This is a genomic window from Salinimicrobium aquimaris (genome assembly GCF_035607535.1).
Classification (GTDB): domain Bacteria; phylum Bacteroidota; class Bacteroidia; order Flavobacteriales; family Flavobacteriaceae; genus Salinimicrobium.
Genome location: NZ_JAYDZX010000002.1, coordinates 115,387 through 139,037, shown reverse-complemented (window position 1 = coordinate 139,037; position 23,651 = coordinate 115,387). Strand labels below are relative to the sequence as shown.

Annotated in this window: 22 protein-coding genes; 11 read left to right on the top strand and 11 right to left on the bottom strand. The window is 43.2% G+C overall.

Annotated features, from left to right (window positions below; genetic code table 11):
- Window positions 1–2 precede the first annotated feature (2 nt).
- The 5 genes from VR862_RS04500 to VR862_RS04480 form a co-directional block, all read right to left on the bottom strand.
- Window positions 3–974, bottom strand: a complete 972-nt coding sequence (locus VR862_RS04500) for an OmpA/MotB family protein (protein WP_324719770.1) — start codon at window positions 972–974, stop codon at window positions 3–5.
- Between the two features lie 18 nt (window positions 975–992).
- Window positions 993–1,754 (bottom strand): exodeoxyribonuclease III, encoded by a 762-nt coding sequence (locus VR862_RS04495; RefSeq protein ID WP_324719769.1) that lies wholly within the window; start codon window positions 1,752–1,754, stop codon window positions 993–995.
- A gap of 78 nt (window positions 1,755–1,832) precedes the next feature.
- Complete coding sequence (locus VR862_RS04490) at window positions 1,833–4,820, bottom strand: GEVED domain-containing protein (protein ID WP_324719768.1); 2,988 nt, start codon at window positions 4,818–4,820, stop codon at window positions 1,833–1,835.
- A gap of 109 nt (window positions 4,821–4,929) precedes the next feature.
- Window positions 4,930–6,468 (bottom strand): glycine--tRNA ligase, encoded by a 1,539-nt coding sequence (locus VR862_RS04485; RefSeq protein ID WP_324719767.1) that lies wholly within the window; start codon window positions 6,466–6,468, stop codon window positions 4,930–4,932.
- A 64-nt stretch (window positions 6,469–6,532) separates the two neighbouring features.
- Window positions 6,533–7,414, bottom strand: a complete 882-nt coding sequence (locus tag VR862_RS04480; protein WP_324719766.1) for a DUF8428 domain-containing protein — start codon at window positions 7,412–7,414, stop codon at window positions 6,533–6,535.
- 72 nt (window positions 7,415–7,486) lie between these two features.
- Here VR862_RS04480 and VR862_RS04475 point away from each other — a divergent pair, with 72 nt between their 5' ends.
- Entirely contained in the window at window positions 7,487–8,167 is a 681-nt protein-coding gene (locus VR862_RS04475) for a ComF family protein (RefSeq protein ID WP_324719765.1), read from the top strand.
- A gap of 51 nt (window positions 8,168–8,218) precedes the next feature.
- Window positions 8,219–9,862: an Ig-like domain-containing protein gene (locus tag VR862_RS04470; RefSeq protein WP_324719764.1), complete on the top strand. Its 1,644-nt coding sequence runs from the start codon at window positions 8,219–8,221 to the stop codon at window positions 9,860–9,862.
- Here the strand turns inward: VR862_RS04470 and VR862_RS04465 are convergent.
- A complete protein-coding gene (locus VR862_RS04465) occupies window positions 9,843–10,628 on the bottom strand; it encodes an amidohydrolase (RefSeq protein ID WP_324719763.1) in 786 nt (261 codons plus the stop codon). The genes VR862_RS04470 and VR862_RS04465 overlap by 20 nt on opposite strands.
- A gap of 102 nt (window positions 10,629–10,730) precedes the next feature.
- On the opposite strand from VR862_RS04465, the gene VR862_RS04460 reads away from it, so the two are divergent.
- A complete protein-coding gene (locus VR862_RS04460) occupies window positions 10,731–11,249 on the top strand; it encodes a DUF1440 domain-containing protein (RefSeq protein WP_324719762.1) in 519 nt (172 codons plus the stop codon).
- Between the two features lie 2 nt (window positions 11,250–11,251).
- Here VR862_RS04460 and VR862_RS04455 read toward each other — a convergent pair whose 3' ends face one another.
- The 4 genes from VR862_RS04455 to VR862_RS04440 all read right to left on the bottom strand — a co-directional run bounded on the left by VR862_RS04455 (window position 11,252) and on the right by VR862_RS04440 (window position 16,023).
- Window positions 11,252–12,409 carry a methionine aminotransferase gene (locus VR862_RS04455; RefSeq protein ID WP_324719761.1) on the bottom strand — a complete coding sequence of 386 codons (1,158 nt, stop codon included), beginning with the start codon at window positions 12,407–12,409 and terminating at the stop codon, window positions 11,252–11,254.
- A 78-nt stretch (window positions 12,410–12,487) separates the two neighbouring features.
- A complete protein-coding gene (locus VR862_RS04450) occupies window positions 12,488–13,231 on the bottom strand; it encodes a succinate dehydrogenase/fumarate reductase iron-sulfur subunit (RefSeq protein ID WP_324719760.1) in 744 nt (247 codons plus the stop codon).
- 71 nt (window positions 13,232–13,302) lie between these two features.
- On the bottom strand, window positions 13,303–15,306 hold the full coding sequence (locus tag VR862_RS04445; protein WP_324719759.1) for a fumarate reductase/succinate dehydrogenase flavoprotein subunit: 2,004 nt from the start codon (window positions 15,304–15,306) through the stop codon (window positions 13,303–13,305).
- Window positions 15,307–15,309: 3 nt separating this feature from the next.
- The gene (locus VR862_RS04440; protein ID WP_324719758.1) at window positions 15,310–16,023 is read right to left on the bottom strand and encodes a succinate dehydrogenase cytochrome b subunit; all 714 of its coding nucleotides are present in this window, start codon (window positions 16,021–16,023) and stop codon (window positions 15,310–15,312) included.
- Window positions 16,024–16,308: 285 nt separating this feature from the next.
- Here VR862_RS04440 and VR862_RS04435 point away from each other — a divergent pair, with 285 nt between their 5' ends.
- From VR862_RS04435 to VR862_RS04425, 3 genes are all read left to right on the top strand, one after another.
- Entirely contained in the window at window positions 16,309–17,601 is a 1,293-nt protein-coding gene (locus VR862_RS04435; RefSeq protein WP_324719757.1) for an aminopeptidase P family protein, read from the top strand.
- A gap of 145 nt (window positions 17,602–17,746) precedes the next feature.
- Window positions 17,747–18,520, top strand: coding sequence for an alpha/beta fold hydrolase (locus VR862_RS04430; RefSeq protein ID WP_324719756.1), 774 nt, complete (start codon window positions 17,747–17,749; stop codon window positions 18,518–18,520).
- Window positions 18,521–18,589: 69 nt separating this feature from the next.
- The gene (locus VR862_RS04425) at window positions 18,590–18,859 is read left to right on the top strand and encodes a DUF1660 family phage protein (RefSeq protein WP_324719755.1); all 270 of its coding nucleotides are present in this window, start codon (window positions 18,590–18,592) and stop codon (window positions 18,857–18,859) included.
- On the opposite strand, the gene thiL is transcribed toward VR862_RS04425, so the two are convergent.
- On the bottom strand, window positions 18,856–19,908 hold the full coding sequence (gene thiL, locus VR862_RS04420) for a thiamine-phosphate kinase (RefSeq protein WP_324719754.1): 1,053 nt from the start codon (window positions 19,906–19,908) through the stop codon (window positions 18,856–18,858). The two genes, VR862_RS04425 and thiL, sit on opposite strands and share 4 nt — an antisense overlap.
- Window positions 19,909–20,181: 273 nt before the next feature.
- Between thiL and VR862_RS04415 the strand changes: the two genes are divergently transcribed.
- Genes VR862_RS04415 through sufC form a run of 5 tightly spaced genes read left to right on the top strand, consistent with a single transcriptional unit; the run spans window position 20,182 to window position 23,619 of the window.
- Window positions 20,182–20,511 carry a HesB/IscA family protein gene (locus tag VR862_RS04415; protein WP_324719753.1) on the top strand — a complete coding sequence of 110 codons (330 nt, stop codon included), beginning with the start codon at window positions 20,182–20,184 and terminating at the stop codon, window positions 20,509–20,511.
- 43 nt (window positions 20,512–20,554) lie between these two features.
- Window positions 20,555–20,944, top strand: coding sequence for a four helix bundle protein (locus tag VR862_RS04410; protein ID WP_324719752.1), 390 nt, complete (start codon window positions 20,555–20,557; stop codon window positions 20,942–20,944).
- A 37-nt stretch (window positions 20,945–20,981) separates the two neighbouring features.
- Window positions 20,982–22,427: a Fe-S cluster assembly protein SufB gene (gene sufB, locus VR862_RS04405; protein WP_324719751.1), complete on the top strand. Its 1,446-nt coding sequence runs from the start codon at window positions 20,982–20,984 to the stop codon at window positions 22,425–22,427.
- Between the two features lie 6 nt (window positions 22,428–22,433).
- Complete coding sequence (locus VR862_RS04400) at window positions 22,434–22,844, top strand: hypothetical protein (RefSeq protein ID WP_324719750.1); 411 nt, start codon at window positions 22,434–22,436, stop codon at window positions 22,842–22,844.
- Between the two features lie 22 nt (window positions 22,845–22,866).
- A complete protein-coding gene (gene sufC / locus VR862_RS04395) occupies window positions 22,867–23,619 on the top strand; it encodes a Fe-S cluster assembly ATPase SufC (RefSeq protein WP_324719749.1) in 753 nt (250 codons plus the stop codon).
- Window positions 23,620–23,651: the final 32 nt, after the last annotated feature.

The following is a 23,651-nucleotide window of genomic DNA, read 5'->3' as shown; positions in this document are numbered from 1 at the left end:
AATTATTCATATTCCGGCTCCTGAAGAAGTCGGTTGATCTCGTCGAGTTTTGGGGTGAGAATAACTTCGATCCTGCGGTTTTTCGCACGACCTTCGGTAGTATCGTTGGAAGCAACAGGTGCGAATTCACCTCTACCGGCAGCAGTTAGGTTCTGTGGATCAATCCCCGGATTTTCCTTTAGCAAATGCACTATTGCAGTTGCTCTCTTGGTAGAGAGGTCCCAGTTATCGGTAAGTTGACCACTTCCGTTGTAAGGCACATTGTCTGTGTGCCCTTCAATGAGCACTGCGATGTCGGGATTTTGTGCGAGAACAGAAGCCAGTTGCTGTACCGCCTTTTTGCCTTCTTGTCCCACTGCCCAACTTCCGGAGTTAAAAAGAAGTTTGTTCTCCATGGATACATATACCTTCCCTTCGCGCTGCTCTACCGTCAAACCTTTACCCTCAAAATTTACAAGGGCCTTGGAAATGGCATTTTTAAGGGCATTCATTTTTGCGTCTTTTGCAGCGATCATGCTCTCCAGCTCATCTACCCGTTTTGACCTGGCTGCAAGATCCTGCTGAAGTTTTTCAAGTCTTTCCTTTTCTGTTAGCAAAGCTTTTTCCTTGGCATCAAGTTCTGCCAGGAGCTGCCTGTTCCTTTTAGAATTCTCGGCAAGTGCAGAGGAACTGTTGGCTTCCAGCGCGTCATAGGAATTCTTTAATTTTTCATAGCCGGCTTTAGTGTTGGTATATTCTTCCTGGAGACGATCTCTTTCAGTTTTCGTCCTGTCATATTCCGCTTTTAAGGCTGCAAGTTCGGCTTCATTTTGACGATTCTTTGCTTCGAGGCTCTCATATTCCCTCTGGAGTTCCCGGTTTTCCTCCTGCAGTTGCGCATGGCGACCTTCGAGATCCTTATAGACTTTTGAAGAAACACATGAAGTAAGCAGCATGGTACTGCTCAAAAAGGTTAGAAAAAGATGACATTTCATAAATGTGATTAAATTGGGTTAGGATATTTCGAGGAGAACGGGACAATGGTCACTATGTTGTGCTTCGGGCAAAATAAGTGCTCTTTTTATCCTGTCGCGCAATGGCTCACTCACCATGTGGTAATCGATCCTCCAGCCTTTATTGTTCCCGCGTGCCCCTGCACGGTAGCTCCACCAGGAATAATTATGAGGCTCTGAGTTTAGATGACGGAAAGAATCAACAAATCCGCTATTGATAAAATTACCTATCCATTCCCTTTCAACAGGAAGGAATCCGGAGGTGTTTTTAAGCCTCACAGGATCGTGGATATCGATCTCTTCATGACAAATATTGTAGTCTCCGCAAATAACCAGACGGGGGATATCCTGCTTTAGTACATCCACGTATTTTTGGAAATCGGCCATGTACTGAAGTTTGTGATCCAGCCGGGCGATGTTGGTACCCGATGGCAAATACATGCTCATCACCGAAAAATCTTCAAAATCGGCCCTGATATTTCGGCCTTCAAAATCCATATAATCTATCCCGGTTCCAAAAACCACATTCTTTGGTTCTACTTTGCTCAGGATAGCCACTCCACTGTAGCCTTTCTTGACTGCCGGAAACCAGGAATTGTATTTATAGCCGAGATCTTCGAAAGGTTCCTGATCAAATTGTTCGGGGGTTGCCTTTATTTCCTGAAGGCAAACCACATCGGCATTTGTTTTTTCAAGCCAGTCGATAAAGCCTTTCTTAATTGCTGCTCTTATTCCGTTAACGTTATAGGAGATGATCTTCATGCTTCTGATTTTATTACTGCCCAAAAATAGCATTTTTGGGAGGCGTTTCAGAAGGATTGAAGCGAGACTTTTCCCGAATTAATGAACAATGATACGCTTTACCTTACCTTCTTCCCGTGTTCCCATACGAACTAAATAGACTCCGGGAGCGGCATAAGACATGTCGAGCAGGTAGGAATAACTTAGATCGCTTTTCCTCACCATATTCTCCACCAGTTTTTGACCTAGCATATCGTGAACAGTGAGCCATACAGGGCCCTGATAGGTTGTTTGGAACTGAAGGTTGAAAATGTTCTGGTCTGTAGAGCCAATAAGCAGCTCGCCCTGCTGGATCTCAGATTCTTCTATGCCATCTACCAGCACAACTGTATAATCATCTGTAGTTCCAAATTCCATCACACTACAGGGGTCATTAAGATCACCTGAAAACTGTGAGCCTACATCCCCCGCTCTCGCCCTTAGCATATGTTCTCCCAGGGGAGCATTTTCGGGAAGCTGAAATTCAAAAAATGTTGGACCAGTAGATGTGCGAATATCGCCAGATCTAATAAGCTGTTCTTCGGGTTCAAATAAGGCATTATCATTGAAGTCGATCCACATGGAAAATTCATTGCTGCCATTGGAGGTTACCCCCACAAAGAAAGACTCCCGATTTACATCCAGCCTTGTGGATACCTGCAGGAAATTGTTGTAACCGTCGTCACAGTAGATATTCTCATTGATAATTTCTTCCAGATAAAAGCTGTTGATCCCATCACCGAATACACAGGAAGATCCCTCGGGAATACAATTAAGGTTCGCTATGGTAGTTTCTACCCCATCATTCTCTATGTCACTATCATTTTGCAGATAAGTAGCAGCTTCAATGAAGTACTTTCCTTTAGGAGAAAAGTCAAATGGAATTTCAAAGGTATAGGTGATCTGCTCTCCAACTTCCAGGACATCATCTACTGTTTCCTCGACGAGGTTTCCACCATTTACTCTATAACCCACTCTAAAGTCAGATTGAGGCTCTCCTCCAAAATTCTGAATGGTCACTGCAACATTCTCCACCCCAAGATCGGATCCGGTTATGGGACTAACAATTTGAGTGACCCCTATATCATTGGGAGGAAGGTGGATGATCTCGGCAACAATGGAGTCATTTTCGGTATTCATATCTCCCTGGAGCCCTGTGGTTGCCATTAGGGTATAGACTTCATTAAGAGTTGTAAGATTAGCTGTGGTAGAAAAGGTGAATTCCTCTTGCTGTGTAGAGGGTATAGTGCCTGTAAAGGTTTCGGTGATAACTTCTCCATTATTCAGCTGAAAAGAGACGGGAAAATTTGTTTGGGCTTCACTTCCGAAGTTTCTTATAAGAACGGTTATTTCTTCATTTGCAGTAAGCGTAGAAGAAAAAGGAGATACGATTTTCGTTACCCCCACATCTTTTGGAAACCGGGGAGCGAGCTTAAAGGTCGATACCCGGTTTACACGCGTATCCTCTGTCTCAAAATATTCTCCTATGTACCAGAAGGTTTCATCATCTACGGGATCTATGCTGGTATGTGCGTAATCTCCATACCTGTTACTGTCACTTGGAGAAAGACTCTCGATGATCGTCGTTTCCTGCAGTGTCATGGTATTTAATGGATCATTGAAATACCGTCCCGTGAATTTGAGAGTTGGTAAAACCGGAGATTCAGGATTGTCGTTCATAACCGTGAACCCCAGCCCTATGTTCCCGTGTCTATCCATATTAATGCTTCCGCACCAGCGGTCGCTTTGATCTGGCGCATAGGTTCCTTCCTGGTAAATATACCAGGGTTGACCTCCTCCATTCTGTCTCAATTCATACCACCTTATTGCAGCATGTTCGGCAGTCGTAGGATCAATGTCTACCACGAAATTAAAAACTACGGAATTGTGGGTGCTGAATCTTCTGTAAGAGGTAGGATACATTAAAGCTCCCTGCAAGGCATCAAGATCAACATCGATAAATGGCTGTGGTAAATTAGAAAAACCCCCACCGTCAAATGTACTTTTGAACGGGGTTAAACCTTCTGAAGGAGTTATTTCCTGAGTTTCCCTGATAGTAGAATTCTGAATATTGGTCCAGTCCACATTCACCTCCCATAGTTTTAGATGATCCACATTGACACCTTGCCAGGAGTCATCCTGAAAATAAATAATTGGCATATTTCCCCGGGGAGGCATCTCGTTCCCTGTGGCATTCAACGCTGCCGGACTGTAAAAACCATTGTTCCTGACTCCCGGTAAGGGAAAGCCCACATGTTTTGCAGGTGCGCCTTCCAACATCTTATCTCTTTCGAGGACAAAGACGACTTCGCTGATTTCAGGATCATCAAGATCCTGATTGGTCGTTACATAATAGCCGTCGCTCCAGATAAAATACTTTGGATAATCGGGAAAACTGCCGGTAGGAAATCTGTAGGTGTACCATCCGTCATTCACAGGATCGGGACCCCTTGAGATGGCTACCAGTAAGGCGTTCGAGGGATCCTGCTTAGAGAAACATCCCTTAATTGGGTTAAAAGGGCATCCGGCATATTGTGTTATGAGGAACCGGTCTGCATATTGATCGTAAAGCACGACAGGATCACCCAGCATTTCATCTGTAAATTCTCCTCCAAGAGCAGATAAATCTGTAGGCGGAACAAGTAGATTCCCTTGCTTATCATATATGGAAAAACCGGAATTAAAGGCGTTTACATAATGATTTGGTCCTGCTGCCCCCGTAGGATCTGTAGGGTTGACATTGCGCTTGACTGCATCAAAGGAAACAATAGCCTGTTTCATGGGAATGTTTCCCGGCTTCGCCTGTAGTGCAGCATCCACACCTTTTGGAAAGCCTTTACCGGGAACTACCCGGTTTGCTGTTCTGTTCTTGGGATTGACTTCTTTCGTTTCATTTTGTGCCGGTCTTATCTCCTTAGTAGATAAAGCCTCAGCAACTCCCGGTTTAGTTATACCCTGGGAAACAGGTCCCAGAATTTCTTTTGTCTGGGCGTTTGAGCCAAGACCGATAAATAGAAAAAGAAATAGAAGTAAATAATTCCGCAACATGTAGGGAGCTTTAACCTATAAAATTAAGAGAATTAACACGAGCAGAAACAAAAAAAAGAACAATTCGGTTGGAATTGTTCTTTTTTAACTCAATTTAAACAGAAAATAGCTACTTCTTCAACCAGCGTTTAAAATCTGTTTCTTCAGCTATAACTTTAGAGATCTCAGAGATATGAATCCGCTTCTGCTCCATGGTATCCCTGTACCGAACGGTCACTGTTCGATCCTCCAGTGAATCATGGTCAACGGTGATACATAGCGGCGTACCGGCAGCGTCCTGCCTGCGGTACCTGCGGCCAATGGCATCCTTCTCATCATACTGTACATTGAAATCCCACTTTAGCTCTTCAATGATTTCCTGAGCCAGCTCGGGCAAACCGTCTTTCTTCACCAGTGGCAGCACTGCAGCTTTATTGGGGGCAAGAATGGCAGGCAATTTAAGTACAGTTCGGCTACTGCCATCTTCCAGCTCTTCTTCCTTAAGGGAAGCCGAAAGTACGGCCAGGAACATCCTGTCGAGACCAATAGAGGTTTCTATTACATAAGGCACATAATTCTCCTGAAGTTCGGGATCATAGAACCTAAGTTTTCTACCTGAGAATTCTTCATGTGCTTTTAGATCAAAGTCTGTACGGGAATGAATACCTTCCAGTTCTTTGAACCCGAATGGGAAATTAAATTCAATATCTGTAGCTGCATTGGCATAATGAGCAAGTTTCTCGTGATCGTGGAAACGGTAATTCTCTTCCCCAAGGCCTAGTGAAAAATGCCATTTTTGACGCACCTCTTTCCAGTGCTCATACCATTTGAGTTCTTCACCCGGGCGCACGAAATACTGCATCTCCATTTGCTCAAATTCCCGCATCCTGAAAATGAATTGTCGGGCGACAATCTCATTCCTAAATGCTTTTCCTGTTTGCGCGATTCCAAAAGGGATCTTCATCCTTCCGGTTTTCTGAACATTAGAGAAGTTCACAAAGATCCCCTGTGCAGTCTCAGGTCTTAGATAAAGATTGGATGCGGTTTCTGATGAAGCACCGAGTTTGGTGCCAAACATGAGGTTGAATTGCCTCACTTCTGTCCAGTTCCTGGAGCCGGTCTCGGGATCGGCAATTCCCAGTTCTTCAATTAATGCCTTTACATCTTTGAGATCTTCATTTGTTAATGACCGCCCAAGACGTTCCAGAATCTCTTTTCTTTCGGTCAAATACCGCTGAACCCTGTCATTGGTATTGATAAATTGCTCCTCGTCAAATTTATCCCCAAAGCGCTTGCGGGCTTTTTCTATCTCCTTTTGTGCTTTCTGCAGGATCTTTTCGGCATGATCTTCAACCAGAACATCGGCCCTATACCTCTTTTTGGAGTCCTTATTGTCAATTAGAGGATCATTAAAAGCATCAACGTGCCCCGATGCTTTCCAGGTGGTGGGGTGCATGAGAATTGCGGCGTCTATACCCACGATTTCCTGGTGCAACTGCACCATACTTTTCCACCAGTAATCCCTGATATTTTTCTTTAGCTCTGCCCCGTTTTGCCCGTAATCATACACAGCACTGAGTCCGTCATAGATTTCAGAGGAAGCAAAAATATACCCATACTCTTTTGCATGGGAAATAACATTTTTAAAAAGATCTTCTTGTTTTGCCATAGCGCAAAAATAAAAAAACCGCCCCGATTGAAGCAGGGCGGTTCGATTAATTATTTTTTTGTCTCTATCGAAGGCTAAAGCTGGTAGCGCCTATTAAATTAGCACCTTCATAAACCAGCACCTTATAGGTCCCTTCAATTAGTCTGTTTTCATTCGTATTTGCAAGGATACAAACATCCAGCTCATCATTTTCGTAATACACCTGAGTAGAGGCACTGTACACCATTACCCCACCTTCGTGTTGTACGGCAATTTGATCTCCTACCAGCTCATTGTTCGGGTTATAAACCTGGACGTAAAGATCCTTATCTCCCGCTTCTGCCAGGGTATTTGGTGTGATGGTAAAACAGGTCCTGATCTTATCGACTCTTCTGGTACGGTCATTTTCCACGAGTCTTCCACTGTTTCTCTCGATCACTCCTTCCCCTCTTAGATTACTCACCTTGAGCTGTGCAGCGCGATCGATCTTGGACGCCATGGATTGGGTTTGAACCTTTAAGGAATCAGAGATTCGGGTTCTTTCCAGAAGCATGTTGTTGGTGCTGTCAATTTCGGTTATAAGACGTTGATTTTGGAAACTTAGACTGTCAACCACTCTAAAGAGCTGCTCTTTTTCAGCCTTAAGATTACTTACCTCACGGCGATACCTTGCAATGAGAGCGAGGTTGGCCTCCATATCCTGTACAGAATCCCTAAGGGCAACAATTCTACTCCTTGCAGCAGTCAGTTCGCTGTCAAGTCCTTCATTTTCGGCGATTGCCTCGTCGTACTTTACGATTAGGTCATTTAGCTCGCCCTCTATTACAGCCTTTTCCTGCTGCAGTAATTCTTTATTTTCTTTTTCTTCATTATAGAATTTGATAGTGTATATTCCTAATGCAACCAAAGCGACTGCCAATACTCCGGTAAGGATCTTTAAGGCATTATTACTCTTGTTGTCTGTCATAACAAATGATTTTTAACGGTTTACTTTGTAAATTTAGGAGTTTTAATCAGCCCAAGGCTAATTTGTTAACAAATGTTTCACGATTTCCTCAATCTGCTTTATCCAAAGCTTTGCAATGTTTGCGAGTCATCTCTAAACAGCAATGAGGCTATCCTTTGCACCTCCTGTCTTCACGCCTTACCCGTTGCCGATCATCATTTGGAAACAGGCAACACAACAGAGAAGATTTTCTACGGAAGGATCCCTGTGGAAAATGCAACTTCCCTACTGCAGTTCGAAAAAAAAGGAATGGTCCAGAGGCTAATTCACAACCTGAAATATAGGGGTCATGAAGAAATAGGAACCTTTCTGGGGGCATGGCTGGGCAGTGAGCTCAAGGAAATAGCCGAATGGCGGCAGATCACCTTGGTCGTCCCGGTGCCTTTACACAAGAAGAAATTACGAATAAGAGGATATAACCAGGTATCGGAATTCGGTAAGGAATTAGCAAAGGCTCTTGAAGTTCCATACCGGGATGACCTTCTTTTAAAAGTTAGCGCCACTAAAACTCAAACCCTCAAAAAGAGATTGGCCAGATGGAGTAGTATTGATGAGACATTTATCCTTAAGAACACCTCAGCTTTAGAAAATGCCCATGTACTGTTGGTAGATGATCTTGTTACAACAGGAGCCACACTGGAGGCATGCGCTCAAAAATTCCTGAAAATTCCTCAAGTCAAAATAAGCATTGCGACCATGGCTGTTACCCATTAGCCTCTTCAGGATTACAAGAATTAGTTGTTTCTTTGTATCAAATTTTCAGTTATGCAACGTGCCGGCGCCAAAATACTGCTAATCTTCTCTTTGATCCTCGTCTTTTCGAGCTGCGCAAAAAGAGGAACGCCAGATGGTGGACCTCTTGATATGGAACCTCCAGTCTATGTAAAAGCCAGACCTGAAAATTTTACAACAAACTTTGACGCCAGGGAAATAAGGATCTATTTCAATGAATACATTAAACTTTCAGATCCACAGCGCCAAATCATTATTTCTCCACCTATGGATCCCAGGCCCGAGATAACCCCTTTGGGAACGGCCAGTAAATCCATTCGAATCAGGATCAATGATACCCTGGAGCCCCGCACTACCTACACTATCAACTTTGGAAGGAGCATCACAGATAATAATGAGGCCAATCCCCTTAGCTTTTTTACCTATGCCTTTTCAACAGGTCCTTATATAGATTCCCTTTCTCTAAGAGGGAGCGTCAAAGATGCCATTTTACGATCTCCTGATCCCTTTATCTCTGTAATGCTCTATGAGGTAGATTCCACATACAATGATTCGGTGATTTACACCAGGGTTCCCCGTTATGTTACGAATACTCTTGACAGCGCGACTACCTTTCAACTGAACAATCTAAAGCAGGGAACTTACCAGCTGGTGGCTATGAGAGATGTAAATAACAACTACACCTTTGAACCCCGAACAGATAAAGTTGCTTTTTCAGACGAGTACATCACTATTCCCACAGATGAGGAATTTGACCTGACGCTTTTTTCTGAAATTCTCGAAGGGAAGTTCGAGAGACCGCAAGTAAAAGGCCAGCAACATCTCATTTTTGGTTATACCGGTCTTATCAAGGCCGACAGCGTTTCAATAAAGCCTCTAAACGTCCCGGCAGATTTTGAGGACCGGGTCACAAAAGATGCTGCGACAGATACCCTGCACTACTGGTACAAGCCTTTTGCCGAGCGGGATACTCTGAAATTTGTTGTTCAAACGCCCCGAATTACCGATACTTTGATCGCCAGATTAAGGAAAGCAAAAAGAGATACGCTACAATTCAGTTTTGAACCCACTTCGGCACTGGGATTCCATGAAGATCTTAAAATAAGACCTACCGTTCCACTGGAGGAAATCAATGATTCCTTGATCACCTTGACCAGGAGTGATTCTATTTCAATGCCATTTACAGGAACCTACGACAGGTGGAACAACACATACAATCTTTCTTTTGAAAAGACCGAGAAACAAAATTACCGGGTCACGGCATTACCCGGAGCCTTTACCGATTTTTTTGGCAGGCAAAATGACACTTTAAAGACTCAGGTACGGACTCCAGCCCTCGCTGACCGGGGAAATCTCATAGTGAACCTTACAGGTGTGAAGGAGTTTCCAGTCATCGTCCAGGTAGCTACCGAGAAGGGAGAAGTTATAACCGAGAAATTTTCTGACGGCAGTAACACTATTACCTTTAACAATTTAAAACCGGGGAAATACCTGCTAAGGTTGATCTACGACACTAACAACAATGAGGTTTGGGATACCGGAAGTTTTCTCGCCAGAAAACAACCTGAATTAGTGGTGTACTATCCCGAACCTATCACCGTAAGGGCAAACTGGGATGACACCTACCAATTTAACGCCAGTCCTGCTGCTACTCTTCCTACTCCAGATGCACCGTAAACCTGTCGCGATCCTGGAGAAACTTTAGTTGAGAACGGGTGTCAGTCAGGTGCTGCTTATCAAGTGCCACGAGCTCTACAAATTCACCTTCCTCCTGGTTGTTTGAGATTTGCTTCCCGAGGGAATCGTAAACTGCAGAATGTCCTACATAATTGAGATCACTTCCATCCCGGCCAACCCGGTTGAGTCCAATGCAGTAGCTCATATTTTCTATTGCACGGGCCTTCAATAGTATATCCCAGGCTCTTATGCGGGCAGCCGGCCAGTTGGCTACGTAGATCAACAGGTCGTAATCTTCAGTGTTTCGGGCCCATACAGGGAAACGCAGGTCATAACAAACCAGGGGACAAATTCTCCAGCCTTTATAAGTCACTATTAAACGTTCTTTACCAGACGCGTAGGTCTCATCCTCTTTGGCCAGGGTAAAGGTGTGGCGTTTATCATATTTTTGAGAGGATCCGTCTGGAAAAACAAAATACAGACGGTTATAAAATTTCCCTTCATCAGAAATTATAAGGCTTCCGGTGACAGCCGCATCTTTTACTGAAGCCATTCTCTGCATCCATTTAAAGGTAGCTCCCTTATCGGGTTCAGCTAAATTTTCAGCATTCATAGAGAAGCCTGTAGAGAACATTTCCGGCAGAATGATAAGGTCTGTCTCCTGCGGAAGTTCTTTGATCTTCTTCTCAAAAAGGTCTTTATTATGTTGGATATTTTCCCATTCCAGGTTTGCCTGCAGGAGTGCGGTGTTTAAAATTTGTGCCATACGTAAAGGTATTAAAATTCCCTGTTTTGCTGCTAAATGCTTGTTAAATGGTTGCATTAGCAGGAGAAGTTGAATAGTTTTAAAAGAGAAAAAAACAAAGCTATGAGTTTACAATCCTTTTTTGAAAAAGATTCTTTTCCTTCCAACACTTCCCGTGGCATTATTTCGGGATTCATAGGTGGACTTGCGGGCAGCGCAGTAAAATCTGTAGTAGAACGATTTCTCCACGTAAGGAAGATCGATCAACGCTCAGCACAGATCAAGGTCATGGATAGCTTCTCCAAGAAGCTGGTTGGGAGTCCTATAAAATTAGAGAATGAAGCCATTGTAGAGCAACTTGTAAATGTTCCCCTGGGAGGCACTGTGGGAGCCATCTACGGGTACGGAAAACGGGACAAAAAAGATGCCAACATGTTCGATGGCGCTATGCTTGGCGTCACCACCTGGGCCACCACTCACGAAACCAGCCTGCCACTGCTAGGTCTTGAAAAATCTCCTGAAAAGATCCCCCTTAAGACGCAAGCCTCCGAACTTCTGGCCCATGTGGTCTTTGGCCTAACTACTGAAGTCGTTCGCGGGTATGTCAATAGCCGTTTACGAGGCGGAGACAATCCCGAATAAAATCATTTTACTTTTTTAAGGATCGCTGCTGCCTTTTCGAGAGTTTCATCTGTCTTGGCAAAGCAGAACCTAAGCTGCCGGTGATCTTTATTATCTTTATTAAAAGCAGAGACCGGGATACTTGCAATTCCATATTCTGTAATGAGCCTGCGGGAGAAATCCAGGTCGGGCTCATTTGTAATTTCAGAATAGTTCAACAGCTGGAAATAAGTGCCTTTGGAAGGTTCAGCTTTGAATGCTGTATCTTTTATAAGGTGGAGGAATTTGTCCCTCTTTTCCTGGTAAAACTTTCCCAGTTCCAGATAATGATTAGGGTTCTTCAGATATTCAGCAAAAGCGCGCTGGGTAGGATGATGTACACAGAAGACATTTACCTCCATCACCTTCCAGATTTCAGCTATAAGTTCTTCGGGAGCAACGCAGTAGCCCATTTTCCAGCCGGTGTTGTGAAAGGTCTTTCCAAAAGAAGCACATACTATCGCCCTTTTTGACAGCTCGGGAAAAGCAGAGGCACTGTAGTGTTTGACCTCATCAAAGATGATATGCTCATAGACCTCATCGCTAAGGAGAATAATGTCTGTACCCTCTAAAAGAGCCTCCAGCTGTTGCATTTCTTCCTTGCTGAAAACATTTCCGCTGGGATTGTGCGGTGTATTTATGATAAGCATCCTGGTTTTAGGCGATATCTTTTCTTTTATAGCTTCAAAGTTCATTTTGTAATCCTTTCCTTCCAGTTGAAGGAGTACAGGCTTACCACCTGCTAATTCTATAGCCGGCTCATATGAGTCGTAGGCCGGTTTTAGTACAATTACTTCATCTCCGGGTTTGACGAAGGCCGTAATAGCCAGAAATAAAGCCTGGGTAGCCCCGTTAGTAACTGTCACCTCGGTATTTTTATCATACCTCTTCCCATGAAGACTTTCGATCTTATCTACGATCTGTTCCCTTAAAGGCGCAATCCCCGCAAGAGGTGCATATTGGTTATAGCCCTCCAGCATGGCTTTGTAGACAAGCTCTTTTAATTTTATATCTGTTTCGAAATTGGGATACCCCTGAGAAAGATTTACAGCATTGTGTTCATATGCCATTTTTGACATTACTGAAAATATGCTGGTTTCGTGCTTCGGAAGTTTTGATGATATATTATTGACTGCTGTCATAGATTTTTTCTTTAAGGTCCAAAAAAAATCCCGGACTGCAAAGGCCGGGATCTTTTGAAATATAAGGTGTCAAAAATGCTATTTTACGCTGGCTCTTAGGTATTCCCTGTTCATACGTGCAATGTTCTCAAGGGATATTCCTTTAGGACATTCGATCTCGCAGGCACCTGTATTGGTACAGTTACCAAAGCCTTCCTTGTCCATTTGCTCCACCATAGCAAGTACGCGGCGATCTGCTTCCACCTCTCCCTGAGGCAACAGAGCCATCTGACTCACCTTAGCTGAAGTAAATAGCATCGCACTGGCATTTTTACAGGCTGCAACACAGGCTCCGCAACCAATACAGGTTGCTGCATAAAACGCTGCATCTGCCTTATCCTTAGCGATTGGAATTGAGTTCGCATCCTGGGTATTTCCGGAAGTATTTACAGAGATGTATCCTCCCGCCTGCTGAATTCTTTCAAAAGATGAACGATCCACAACCAGGTCCTTGATCACCGGAAATGCCTTAGCACGGAAAGGTTCAATAGTAATGGTATCTCCATCCTTGAACATTCTCATGTGCAACTGGCAGGTAGTAATTCCGCGGTCGGGTCCATGTGGCTCTCCGTTGATCTGTAAGCTACAGGTACCGCAGATCCCCTCACGACAATCGTGATCGAATACTACAGGCTCTTCTCCTTTGTCTATGAGCTCTTGATTAAGAACGTCAAGCATCTCCAGAAAAGACATATCGGCTTCCACACCTCCCAACTGGTAGGTTTGGATTCCTCCTTTTGAAGCGGCATCTTTTTGACGCCATATTTTAAGTGTAAGATTCATATTTTTAATTTGAAGATCTGAAGATTTGATGATGAGTTAATTTCAATTTCCCTCATTTTCAAATTTTCAAATTATTTATAGCTACGCGTTTTTACTTTGATATTCTCGTAAACCAGGTCTTCTTTATGTAAGATTGCATCTGCAGGCTCTCCTGTGTATTCCCAGGCAGCTACGTACATAAAGTTCTCATCATCACGAAGAGCTTCTCCTTCTTCAGTTTGGTATTCCTCTCTAAAGTGACCTCCACAAGACTCTTCCCTGTGAAGTGCATCTTTTGCGAAAAGTTCTCCAAGCTCAAGGAAATCGGCTACTCTTCCTGCTTTTTCAAGTTCAGGGTTCATACCGTCTACAGTTCCCGGAACACGTACATCTTTCCAGAACTCTTCTCTCAAAGCTTTAATTTCTGAAATAGCTTCCTTCAACCCGGTCGCGTTTCTTGACATTCCTACTTTGTCCCACATGATCTTCCCGAGACGTTTGTGGAAGTAATCAACAGACTTTGTTCCTTTGGTGTTGATAAAACGCTCCAGTTGTTGACGAATATTCTTTTCGGCTTCATCAAATTCGGGTGAATCGGTTGGGATCTTTCCGGTTCTAATATCATCTGCTAGATAATCACCCATGGTGTATGGCAGCACGAAATAGCCGTCGGCCAAGCCTTGCATCAAAGCTGAAGCTCCAAGACGGTTCGCACCGTGATCGGAGAAGTTCGCCTCCCCGGCAGCATAAAGCCCCGGAACGGTAGTTTGCAGGTTATAATCAACCCAAAGACCTCCCATTGTATAATGCACTGCAGGATAGATCTTCATTGGAGTCTCGTAAGGATTTTCATCTACGATCTTCTCGTACATCTGGAAGAGGTTTCCATATTTTGCTTCCACAACAGCTTTTCCAAGTTCGCGGATCTGCTCTTCGGAAGCATTTTCTATTTTTTGGGTAGAAACAGCCTCTCTTCCGTAGCGCATAAATGCTGCGCTAAAATCGAGGTAAACTGCCTCTCCTGTTTTGTTTACCCCAAATCCGGCATCGCAACGCTCTTTGGCTGCTCTTGAAGCAACATCACGTGGCACCAGGTTACCAAACGCAGGATAACGTCTTTCCAGATAATAATCTCTGTCTTCTTCAGCCAGGTCGGTCGGCTTCAATCTTCCTTCCCTAATCGCCTTTGCATCCTCCAGCTTCTTCGGAACCCAGATACGTCCGTCATTCCGCAGGGACTCAGACATTAAAGTCAGCTTGGACTGATGTTCTCCTGAAACCGGAATACAGGTAGGGTGAATTTGGGTGAAACAAGGATTGGCGAAAAAGGCTCCTTTCTTGTGCACTTTCCAGGCCGCAGTCACATTACTTCCCATGGCATTAGTTGAAAGGAAAAATACGTTCCCGTATCCGCCTGAAGCGATCACTACAGCGTGAGCACTATGTCTTTCGATCTTACCGGTGACAAGATCACGCGCGATGATTCCACGTGCCTTTCCTCCTACAAGCACCACATCAAGCATTTCATGACGGGTGTAAGATTTAATTTTTCCGCGGTTGATCTGCCTGTTCATAGCAGAATAGCAACCTAACAGCAGCTGCTGTCCTGTTTGACCTTTAGCATAGAAGGTTCTTGAAACTAACACTCCTCCAAAAGAACGGTTGTCAAGTAACCCACCATACTCGCGGGCAAAAGGAACACCCTGGGCCACGCACTGGTCAATAATATTTCCTGAAACTTCTGCAAGGCGGTAAACGTTTGCTTCGCGCGCACGGTAATCACCTCCTTTTACGGTATCGTAGAAAAGACGGTAATCTGAATCTCCGTCTCCCTGGTAGTTTTTGGCTGCATTGATCCCTCCCTGTGCTGCAATGGAGTGAGCACGACGTGGAGAATCCTGGTAGCAAAAAGTCTTAACGTTATATCCAAGCTCTGCTAAAGTAGCGGCAGCACTACCTCCTGCAAGCCCTGTTCCGACCACAATTATGTCAATATTCCGTTTGTTGGCGGGATTGACAAGATTGATGTCATTTTTATGCTTGACCCACTTTTCGGCCAAAGGCCCCTGTGGTATTTTTGAATCTAATACTCCCATAGCTTAAATTTTTTCGAGTACGAAATAGATGTAAAACGGAATAATAGCGAATAATAGCGGCACTATTATAGAAAACGCCACTCCGGTCTTCCTAACAAAGTTGTTGTACTTGGGATGGTTGATTCCCAAAGATTGGAATCCGCTTCCAAAGCCGTGATACAGGTGAAAACCTATAGCGATCATTGCTATGAGGTAAATAATAGCCCAGACGAGACCCATTTCAGAATCCTGGAAAGTCATTATTGTGAGCGTGTAAAGATCTTTTACAGTCTCACCATTGGCAGTTTCATAAACAGTGTCATCTAATCCGCCAAACTTCATTTCCCCCCAAAAGTTGATGAGGTGGATAACGATAAACGCAAGGATCACGGTACCAAGGATACCCATGTTCCTGGAAGACCATTTGGAGTTTGTAGCGGGCTTGAAACTTACATATCCTTTTGGCCGGGCTTTCCTGTTATTTACAGTAAGAATAATTCCATCGATCACGTGAAAGAGAATACTGGCGAAAGTAACAATAGACAATACGCGAACAATAGGATTTGTGGTCATGAAAAGAGCATATTCGTTGAATTGATCTCTTGCACCAACTCCCGATGCCAACAACTGCAGGTTACCCGCCAGGTGCCCCACCAGGAATAAACATAGAAACAGGCCGGTGAAAGCCATCCAGTACTTCTTCGCAAGTGATGACTTTAATAGCGCAGATTTTGCCATAAAATTTATGATTGTTTTAATAAAGTGGAAACAAAAATACGCCCTTTCATTTCATTAACAAATAAAGCTGCTTTAATTAATCTCTATTTAGAATAAGTTTAAAGAAGATCCAAAATCCCCATTTTTGACAGGTAATTACAAGAGAACAAGGAACTTTCCCAAAGACCTGTACAATGAATTTTTGAAGATTTTTGAGACCTGCCACCCCCCTGTTTATTACCCGGGTCTTCTCAAGGCTCCTCCCTTTTAATTTTTTAAATTTGTGGCACACACTAAATAAATCTCATGAAATATCATCAAATAGACCGAAATCTTTTCATAAAGAACAGGAAGAATTTCACCGAAAAAATGCAGCCAAACAGCCTGGCCGTTTTTAATTCCAATGACATTTATCCTATAGGAGCCGACAGTACCATGCCCTTCCAGCAGGCTCGTGATCTCTTTTATTTAAGCGGAGTAGATCAAGATAAGAGCATACTTGTTTTATTTCCAGATGCTCCTTCAGAAAAGCACAGGGAAATGCTTTTTCTTACCGAAACCAATGATCACATAGCTGTATGGGAAGGGGAAAAACTTACCAAAGAAAAGGCTTTTGAAGTCTCGGGTATCAAAAATGTGTTCTGGCTAAAGGATTTTGAGAAGGTATTCTTTGAGGTTATGACCCAATGCGATACAGTTTATTTCAACACCAATGAACATTACAGAGCCAACGTTGAGACTGAAACGCGGGAAGCAAGATTTATAAAGTGGTGCAAGCAGCAGTTTCCCGCTCATAAAGTGGCGAAAAGCAACCCTATCCTGCAGCGCCTTCGTTCGGTAAAAGATCCTATCGAACTCGATCTTATGCAAAAAGCATGTGACATTACCGAAAAAGCCTTTCGAAGAGTATTAAAATTCGTGAAGCCGGGAGTTTGGGAGTATGAGATCGAAGCTGAATACTGGCATGAGATGATAAGGAACCGCTCAAAAGGTTTTGCATATACTCCAATTATTGCCAGTGGAAATAATGCCAATGTGCTACACTACATAGAGAACAATCAGCAATGCAAGGAAGGAGAGTTGATCCTTTTGGATACAGGTGCAGAATACGCAAATTATGCCAGTGACCTTTCCAGGACAATTCCCGTTTCAGGAAAATATACGAAGAGACAGAAGGAAGTTTATAATGCTGTGAACCGGGTAAAAGAAGACGCAACAAAAATGCTGGTTCCCGGAACAATGTGGGAAGAGTACCATAAGGAAGTGGGGAAATTGATGACTTCAGAATTGCTTGGGTTAGGCCTTCTTGACAAAGCAGATGTTCAGAATGAGAATCCGGAATGGCCGGCGTATAAAAAGTATTTCATGCATGGAACCTCCCACAACATTGGACTGGACACTCATGACTACGGACTCCTCTATGAGCCAATGCAGGCAAATATGGTTTTCACTGTGGAACCCGGAATTTATATCCCCGATGAAGGCTTTGGAATTCGTCTTGAGGATGACGTGGTGATCCAGGAAAAAGGAGAACCATTCAACCTGATGCGAAACATTCCTATTGAGGCCGATGAGATCGAGGAAATTATGAATAGTTAGTGGTTCATAGTTAGTAGTTCATAGAACAGCTTGAGCCTTGATTCTTTGTTGAGGTAATACAACAGCCACGGATTCACAGTCATTTTGCGGATTCGTGGCACCTTTTCAATTCATACCCCCGTTCATAATCAAATGCTTTTCTAAAATGAAAATTAATTTCCAGGGAGCCGAAATTCATTACTCCATAGCCGGAGAGGGAGAGGCAACGGTAATGCTTCACGGGTTCCTGGAATCTTCTGAAATATGGGAAGAGTTCCTTCCGGAATTTTCCCGCTATGGAAAAATCATCACCGTAGATCTGCCGGGGCATGGCAGGTCGGGATGTCTTGATGAAATCCATAGCATGGATCTAATGGCTGAAGTTGTACTTGAAGTAATGAAGACTACAGGGGTCAAAAAGGCCAATTTCATTGGTCATTCTATGGGCGGCTATGTAGGCCTTGCCTTTCTGGAAAAACATCCCGGGATGCTGCAGGATTTCATGTTGCTTAATTCCACTCCTCAGGCCGACTCTGAAGAGAAAAAAGAAATCCGGGACAGATCTGTAGAACTGGTAAAGAGAAACAAACCTGCTTATGTTACTATGGCAATCAACAACCTGCTCTCCCCCAAGAACACAGGGAAATTTTCCGAAGAAATTGAAATCCTGAAAGAGAGAGCCCTCAAATTCCCGACCAGAGGAATTACCGCCGCGCTAGAAGGTATGAAAATTCGTACAAATAAAACTGAAGTCCTGAAAAGTTTTTCCGGAAATAAAATTCTTGTTGCAGGCAGGCAAGACCCATTAGTTAATATTAAGGAGCTTAAGCAGTTGGCAGAAGAGTCGGGATGCGGCTTTATCAGCTTTTCAGGAGGACATCTTTCCTACATCGAAAACAAAGTTCAGTTTATAAAATTGTGTATTTCGTCGAAAAAATAATGTGTTTTATCTGATTTTATAAAAATTTTTGTAGTTTCCACCTTATAACCCTACTCAAACTCTTCGAAAATGGAAAATAAAATGCCCCTTTTGTTTTCTCCAAAAGCCTGGATCTGTGCGATCTTCGATCACCGCTTCACCGTGTCCCAAAAGATCACAGACCACATTAAAGAGTATAAATGCACCCGCTGCGGAGAAGAAATGACAGACACTGCTCAAGGTTTTCTGGCAAAGCTCACCCCTAAATTTCGGGAAACAAATGCGTACATAGCAAAGATACACCAGCGCAGGTGCGCCAAAAAGCTCTTTTCCTCGAAAAGATTTTCGAAAGCCTCTTAATCTTCTTTTTTCATGGCGTTCCAGCCACGGGCGATCAATTCGATCTTCTGATTGGCTCTGGTGACCAGGTGCATGCCCTCGCTTTCTTCCGTCATATGCCCAATCACCGTAAAATTGGGATTTCCTTTTATCTTGTCGTAATCTTTTTGATCAATTGTAAAGAGGAGCTCATAATCTTCTCCGCCGCTTAGCGCGATTGTAGTACTATCCAGCTCAAATTCCTCACATACTGATATTACAGCAGGATCCAGCGGAATTTTCTCCTCAAAAAGATTTACTCCCGTCTTAGAGTTCTTACAAAGATGTATGGTTTCAGAGGAAAGTCCGTCGCTTATATCGATCATAGATGTGGGCTTCACGTCCAAAGCTTTGAAGAGCGGCGGAATATCTTTCCTCGCTTCAGGTTTTAATTGCCTTTCAATGAGATAGGTATACTGATCCAGATCTGGCTGGGAATTGGGATTTACTTTGAATACCTGCTTTTCCCTTTCCAGAACCTGCAATCCCATGTAGGCTGCTCCCAGATCCCCCGTTACTACCAGTAGATCATTTGGTTTAGCTCCGCTTCGATACACTACTTCTTCTTCTGTTGCAGCCCCTAAAGCAGTAATACTTATGATCATTCCAGAAGTCGAGGAAGAGGTATCCCCTCCAACTACGTCCACTTTATAAAGTTTTGCAGCCAGCTCAATTCCGGAATACAACTCTTCCAGAGCTTCCAGAGGAAACCTGTTTGAAACTGCAACAGAAACCGTGATCTGCGTGGCTTTGGCATTCATTGCAAAAACATCGGAAAGGTTCACCATAACAGCTTTATAACCTAAATGCTTAAGAGGCATATACGATAGATCGAAATGAACGCCTTCGACAAGTAGATCTGTAGTGATCACCACCTTCTCCCCTTTGAAATCAAGTACTGCCGCATCATCACCAATACCTTTCAAGGTATTTTCGGGGGTGATAGCGAAATTTTTGGTCAGATGATCTATCAATCCAAATTCTCCTAATTCTGAAAGGTCTGTTCTGCTTTCCCGACTGTTTTCAAACATAATGTTAGTGGATAATTTTTTGCAAAATTAAGGCTAATTAGTTCATTAAAAGAAAGAAGCCGGCAAAATCCCATTTTTGTGAGGTGAGGAAATAATCGATTCCGGCTAAAAACTGACAATTAGACACTTAGGCTGTAAACCTTCGGGATTCCGGGGTGAAAGCCAAATAGCGGAAGCTAATGCGCTAATTCTTTTTTCTGATAGGTTTTACCATGGTTAAACCTATTGTTTGTATTATATTTGCACTTAATTTAGAATTAATCTTTATAAGCAATGATAAAGGTAAGTGAAAGCGCCAAAAAGAGGATTGCGGCCCTCATGCAGGACGATGGTTTTGATGCAACAAGGGACTTTGTTCGCGTAGGCGTGAAGAGCGGTGGTTGTTCAGGACTCTCGTATGAGTTGAAATTTGACAACTCACAGGCTGAAGGGGATCGCCTTTTTGAAGATAATGACGTGAAGATTGTCGTAGACAAAAAGAGCGTGCTATACCTGGCAGGAACCATTCTGGAATACTCGGGAGGCTTGAACGGCAAAGGTTTCGTTTTCAACAATCCCAATGCCCAAAGAACCTGTGGATGCGGAGAGTCCTTTTCTCTATAGAGAAGAGGAATTCAAGATTCCGAATTCAAAATTCCGGATTTAAATGAGTAGCATTAAAAAGTTTGAAGATTTAGAAATTTGGAAGCTCGCTAGAGAAATCTGTCAGGAAGTGTTTTTGATAAGAGAGAAAAGTAATTTGAAGACCGATTTCCGGCTTTATGATCAGCTTAACGGCTCCTCAGGTTCAATAATGGACAACATAGCCGAAGGTTTTGAAAGGAATGGGAACAAGGAATTTGCACAATTTCTTTCTATAGTCAAGGCTTCTTGTGGCGAAACAAGATCGCAGCTATACAGAGTGCTGGATAGAAATTATATTTCAAAAGAGGAATTTGACATCCAGCATGAAAAATTAACTACTCTTGGCAAGCAAATTGGAGGATTTCGCACATACCTTCAGCAAAGTGATTTTAAAGGCAGCAAGTTCAAATAATTTTGAATCTTGAACCTTAAATTTTGAATTAAAAAAGATGGCATATACAGAAGATGATTTAAAGAAAGAGCTCGACACAAAAGAGTATAAGTATGGATTCTATACCGATATTGAATCTGATACTTTTCCTGTGGGGCTTAATGAGGATATTGTAAGGGCGATCTCCCAAAAGAAGAACGAGCCGGAGTGGATGACCAACTGGCGGCTTGAAGCTTTTAGAGCATGGCAGGAAATGATCGAACCCGAATGGGCTAATGTTCATTATGAAAAACCCGACTTTCAGAATATTTCCTATTATTCTGCCCCTTCAAAAAAGCCAAAATACGAAAGCCTTGATGAGGTCGATCCAGAGCTACTGGATACTTTCAAGAGACTCGGCATTTCACTAGACGAGCAGAAAAAGCTTGCAGGTGTTGCCGTTGATGTGGTAATGGATTCAGTTTCTGTAACCACTACTTTTAAAAAGACTCTGGCTGAAAAAGGCATTATTTTTTGCTCGATTAGTGAAGCAATTCAGGAGCACCCGGAGCTGGTAAAAAAATATTTGGGTACTGTAGTGCCTCAAAAAGATAATTTTTATGCTGCTTTAAATTCAGCAGTATTTAGCGATGGTTCCTTCTGCTATATTCCGAAGGGAGTGCGATGCCCAATGGAGCTGTCGACTTACTTCAGAATTAATCAGGCAGGAACAGGTCAGTTTGAGAGAACTTTGGTGGTAGCCGACGAAGGCAGTTACGTAAGTTACCTTGAAGGTTGTACGGCACCATCCAGAGATGAGAATCAGCTACACGCAGCTGTTGTGGAGCTAATTGCTCTTGACGACGCCGAAATTAAATATTCTACTGTTCAGAACTGGTATCCCGGTGATAAAGAAGGAAAAGGTGGAGTTTACAATTTCGTGACCAAACGCGGAATTTGTGAGAAGAACGCCAAAATTAGCTGGACACAGGTAGAGACTGGTTCGGCTGTGACCTGGAAGTACCCCAGCTGTATCCTGAAAGGAGACAACTCTGTAGGAGAATTTTATTCTATCGCCGTAACCAACGATTTTCAGCAGGCAGATACCGGAACCAAGATGATCCACATTGGAAAAAACACCAAAAGTACGATCATATCAAAAGGTATCTCTGCAGGTCGGAGCCAGAACAGTTATCGCGGACTGGTACAGATCAACAGCAAAGCCGAAAATGCACGGAATTTTTCCCAGTGTGATTCCCTGTTAATGGGTAACAAATGCGGGGCACATACCTTCCCTTACATAGAAACCAAGAACAAGACTGCAAAAGTTGAGCACGAGGCAACAACAAGTAAGATTGGGGAAGACCAGATCTTTTACTGTAACCAGCGAGGAATTGACACTGAAAAAGCTATTGCTCTTATTGTTAATGGTTTTAGTAAAGAGGTATTGAACAAATTGCCAATGGAATTTGCAGTGGAAGCTCAAAAACTACTTGAAATTTCCCTGGAAGGATCTGTAGGATAAGTGAATATGAAGATTTTAACTTTTGCTTTACTGGTAATATCGTTGCTGTTGTCCGGCTGTGGCGAAGATCAGGCAACCGAGGAGTTTGAACCTGAAGCTGTAGTGGCAACAGACAGCATCCCGACCATCAAAGGGGAATTCATTTTTCTCGCAGATGCTGCAGTTTTAAAGGGAAAAGACTTCATCTATGGAGTTCAGATCGACTCGATTAGCCGGCGATTGGCCGATACTGTTGAGCCTTTGAAAAGAGACGAATTTGACATGGTCGAAGTTACTGTAAAAGCAAAAGTGGTACAGAACCCCGGACAAAACGGCTGGGATGAACTTGTACAAATAAGGGAGATCCTCGAGATTCCCAAAAGAAAAGGAGACTCTTTAAGTGCTCCAAAAGTTACTAAAGACATAAATAAACCCTGAAAATTCAGGAAATATTGGAATTATGCTAAAGATAAAGAATTTACACGCTAAAGTTGAAGGCCTTAAAATTTTAAAGGGTATCGATCTTGAAATAAATGCCGGAGAAGTACATGCTATTATGGGACCCAATGGATCGGGGAAGAGTACACTTTCTTCTGTTATTGCCGGAAAAGAAGAGTATGAAGTAACCCGGGGAGAGATCGTTTTTGAGGGAGAAGAACTTACTGAATTTGATGCTGAAGAAAGAGCACACAAAGGGGTATTCCTTTCATTCCAATATCCTGTGGAAATTCCGGGGGTAACTGTGACCAACTTTATGCGTACTGTGATCAATGCAAACAGGAAAGCCAAAGGCATGGAAGATATGCCGGCCAATGAAATGCTGAAGATGATCCGGGAAAAGTCGGAACTGTTGGAAATCGACCGAAAATTCCTTTCCCGTTCCCTGAATGAAGGTTTTTCAGGAGGAGAAAAGAAGAGAAATGAGATTTTCCAAATGGCGATGCTGGAACCTAAACTGGCTATTCTTGATGAGACCGATTCAGGTTTGGATATTGATGCTCTTCGCATTGTGGCCAACGGGGTGAACAAACTTAAAAAGCCAGACAATGCAACTTTGGTGATCACTCACTACCAGAGACTTCTGGATTACATCATTCCGGATTTTGTACATGTGATGCTGGACGGGAAGATTGTTAAGTCGGGAGGGAAAGAACTGGCTTATGAGTTGGAAGAAAAAGGATATGACTGGATCAAGGAAGAAGTAGGAGCATAAGGAGGTCCAAAAAAATGCCTTTTAATTTTCCC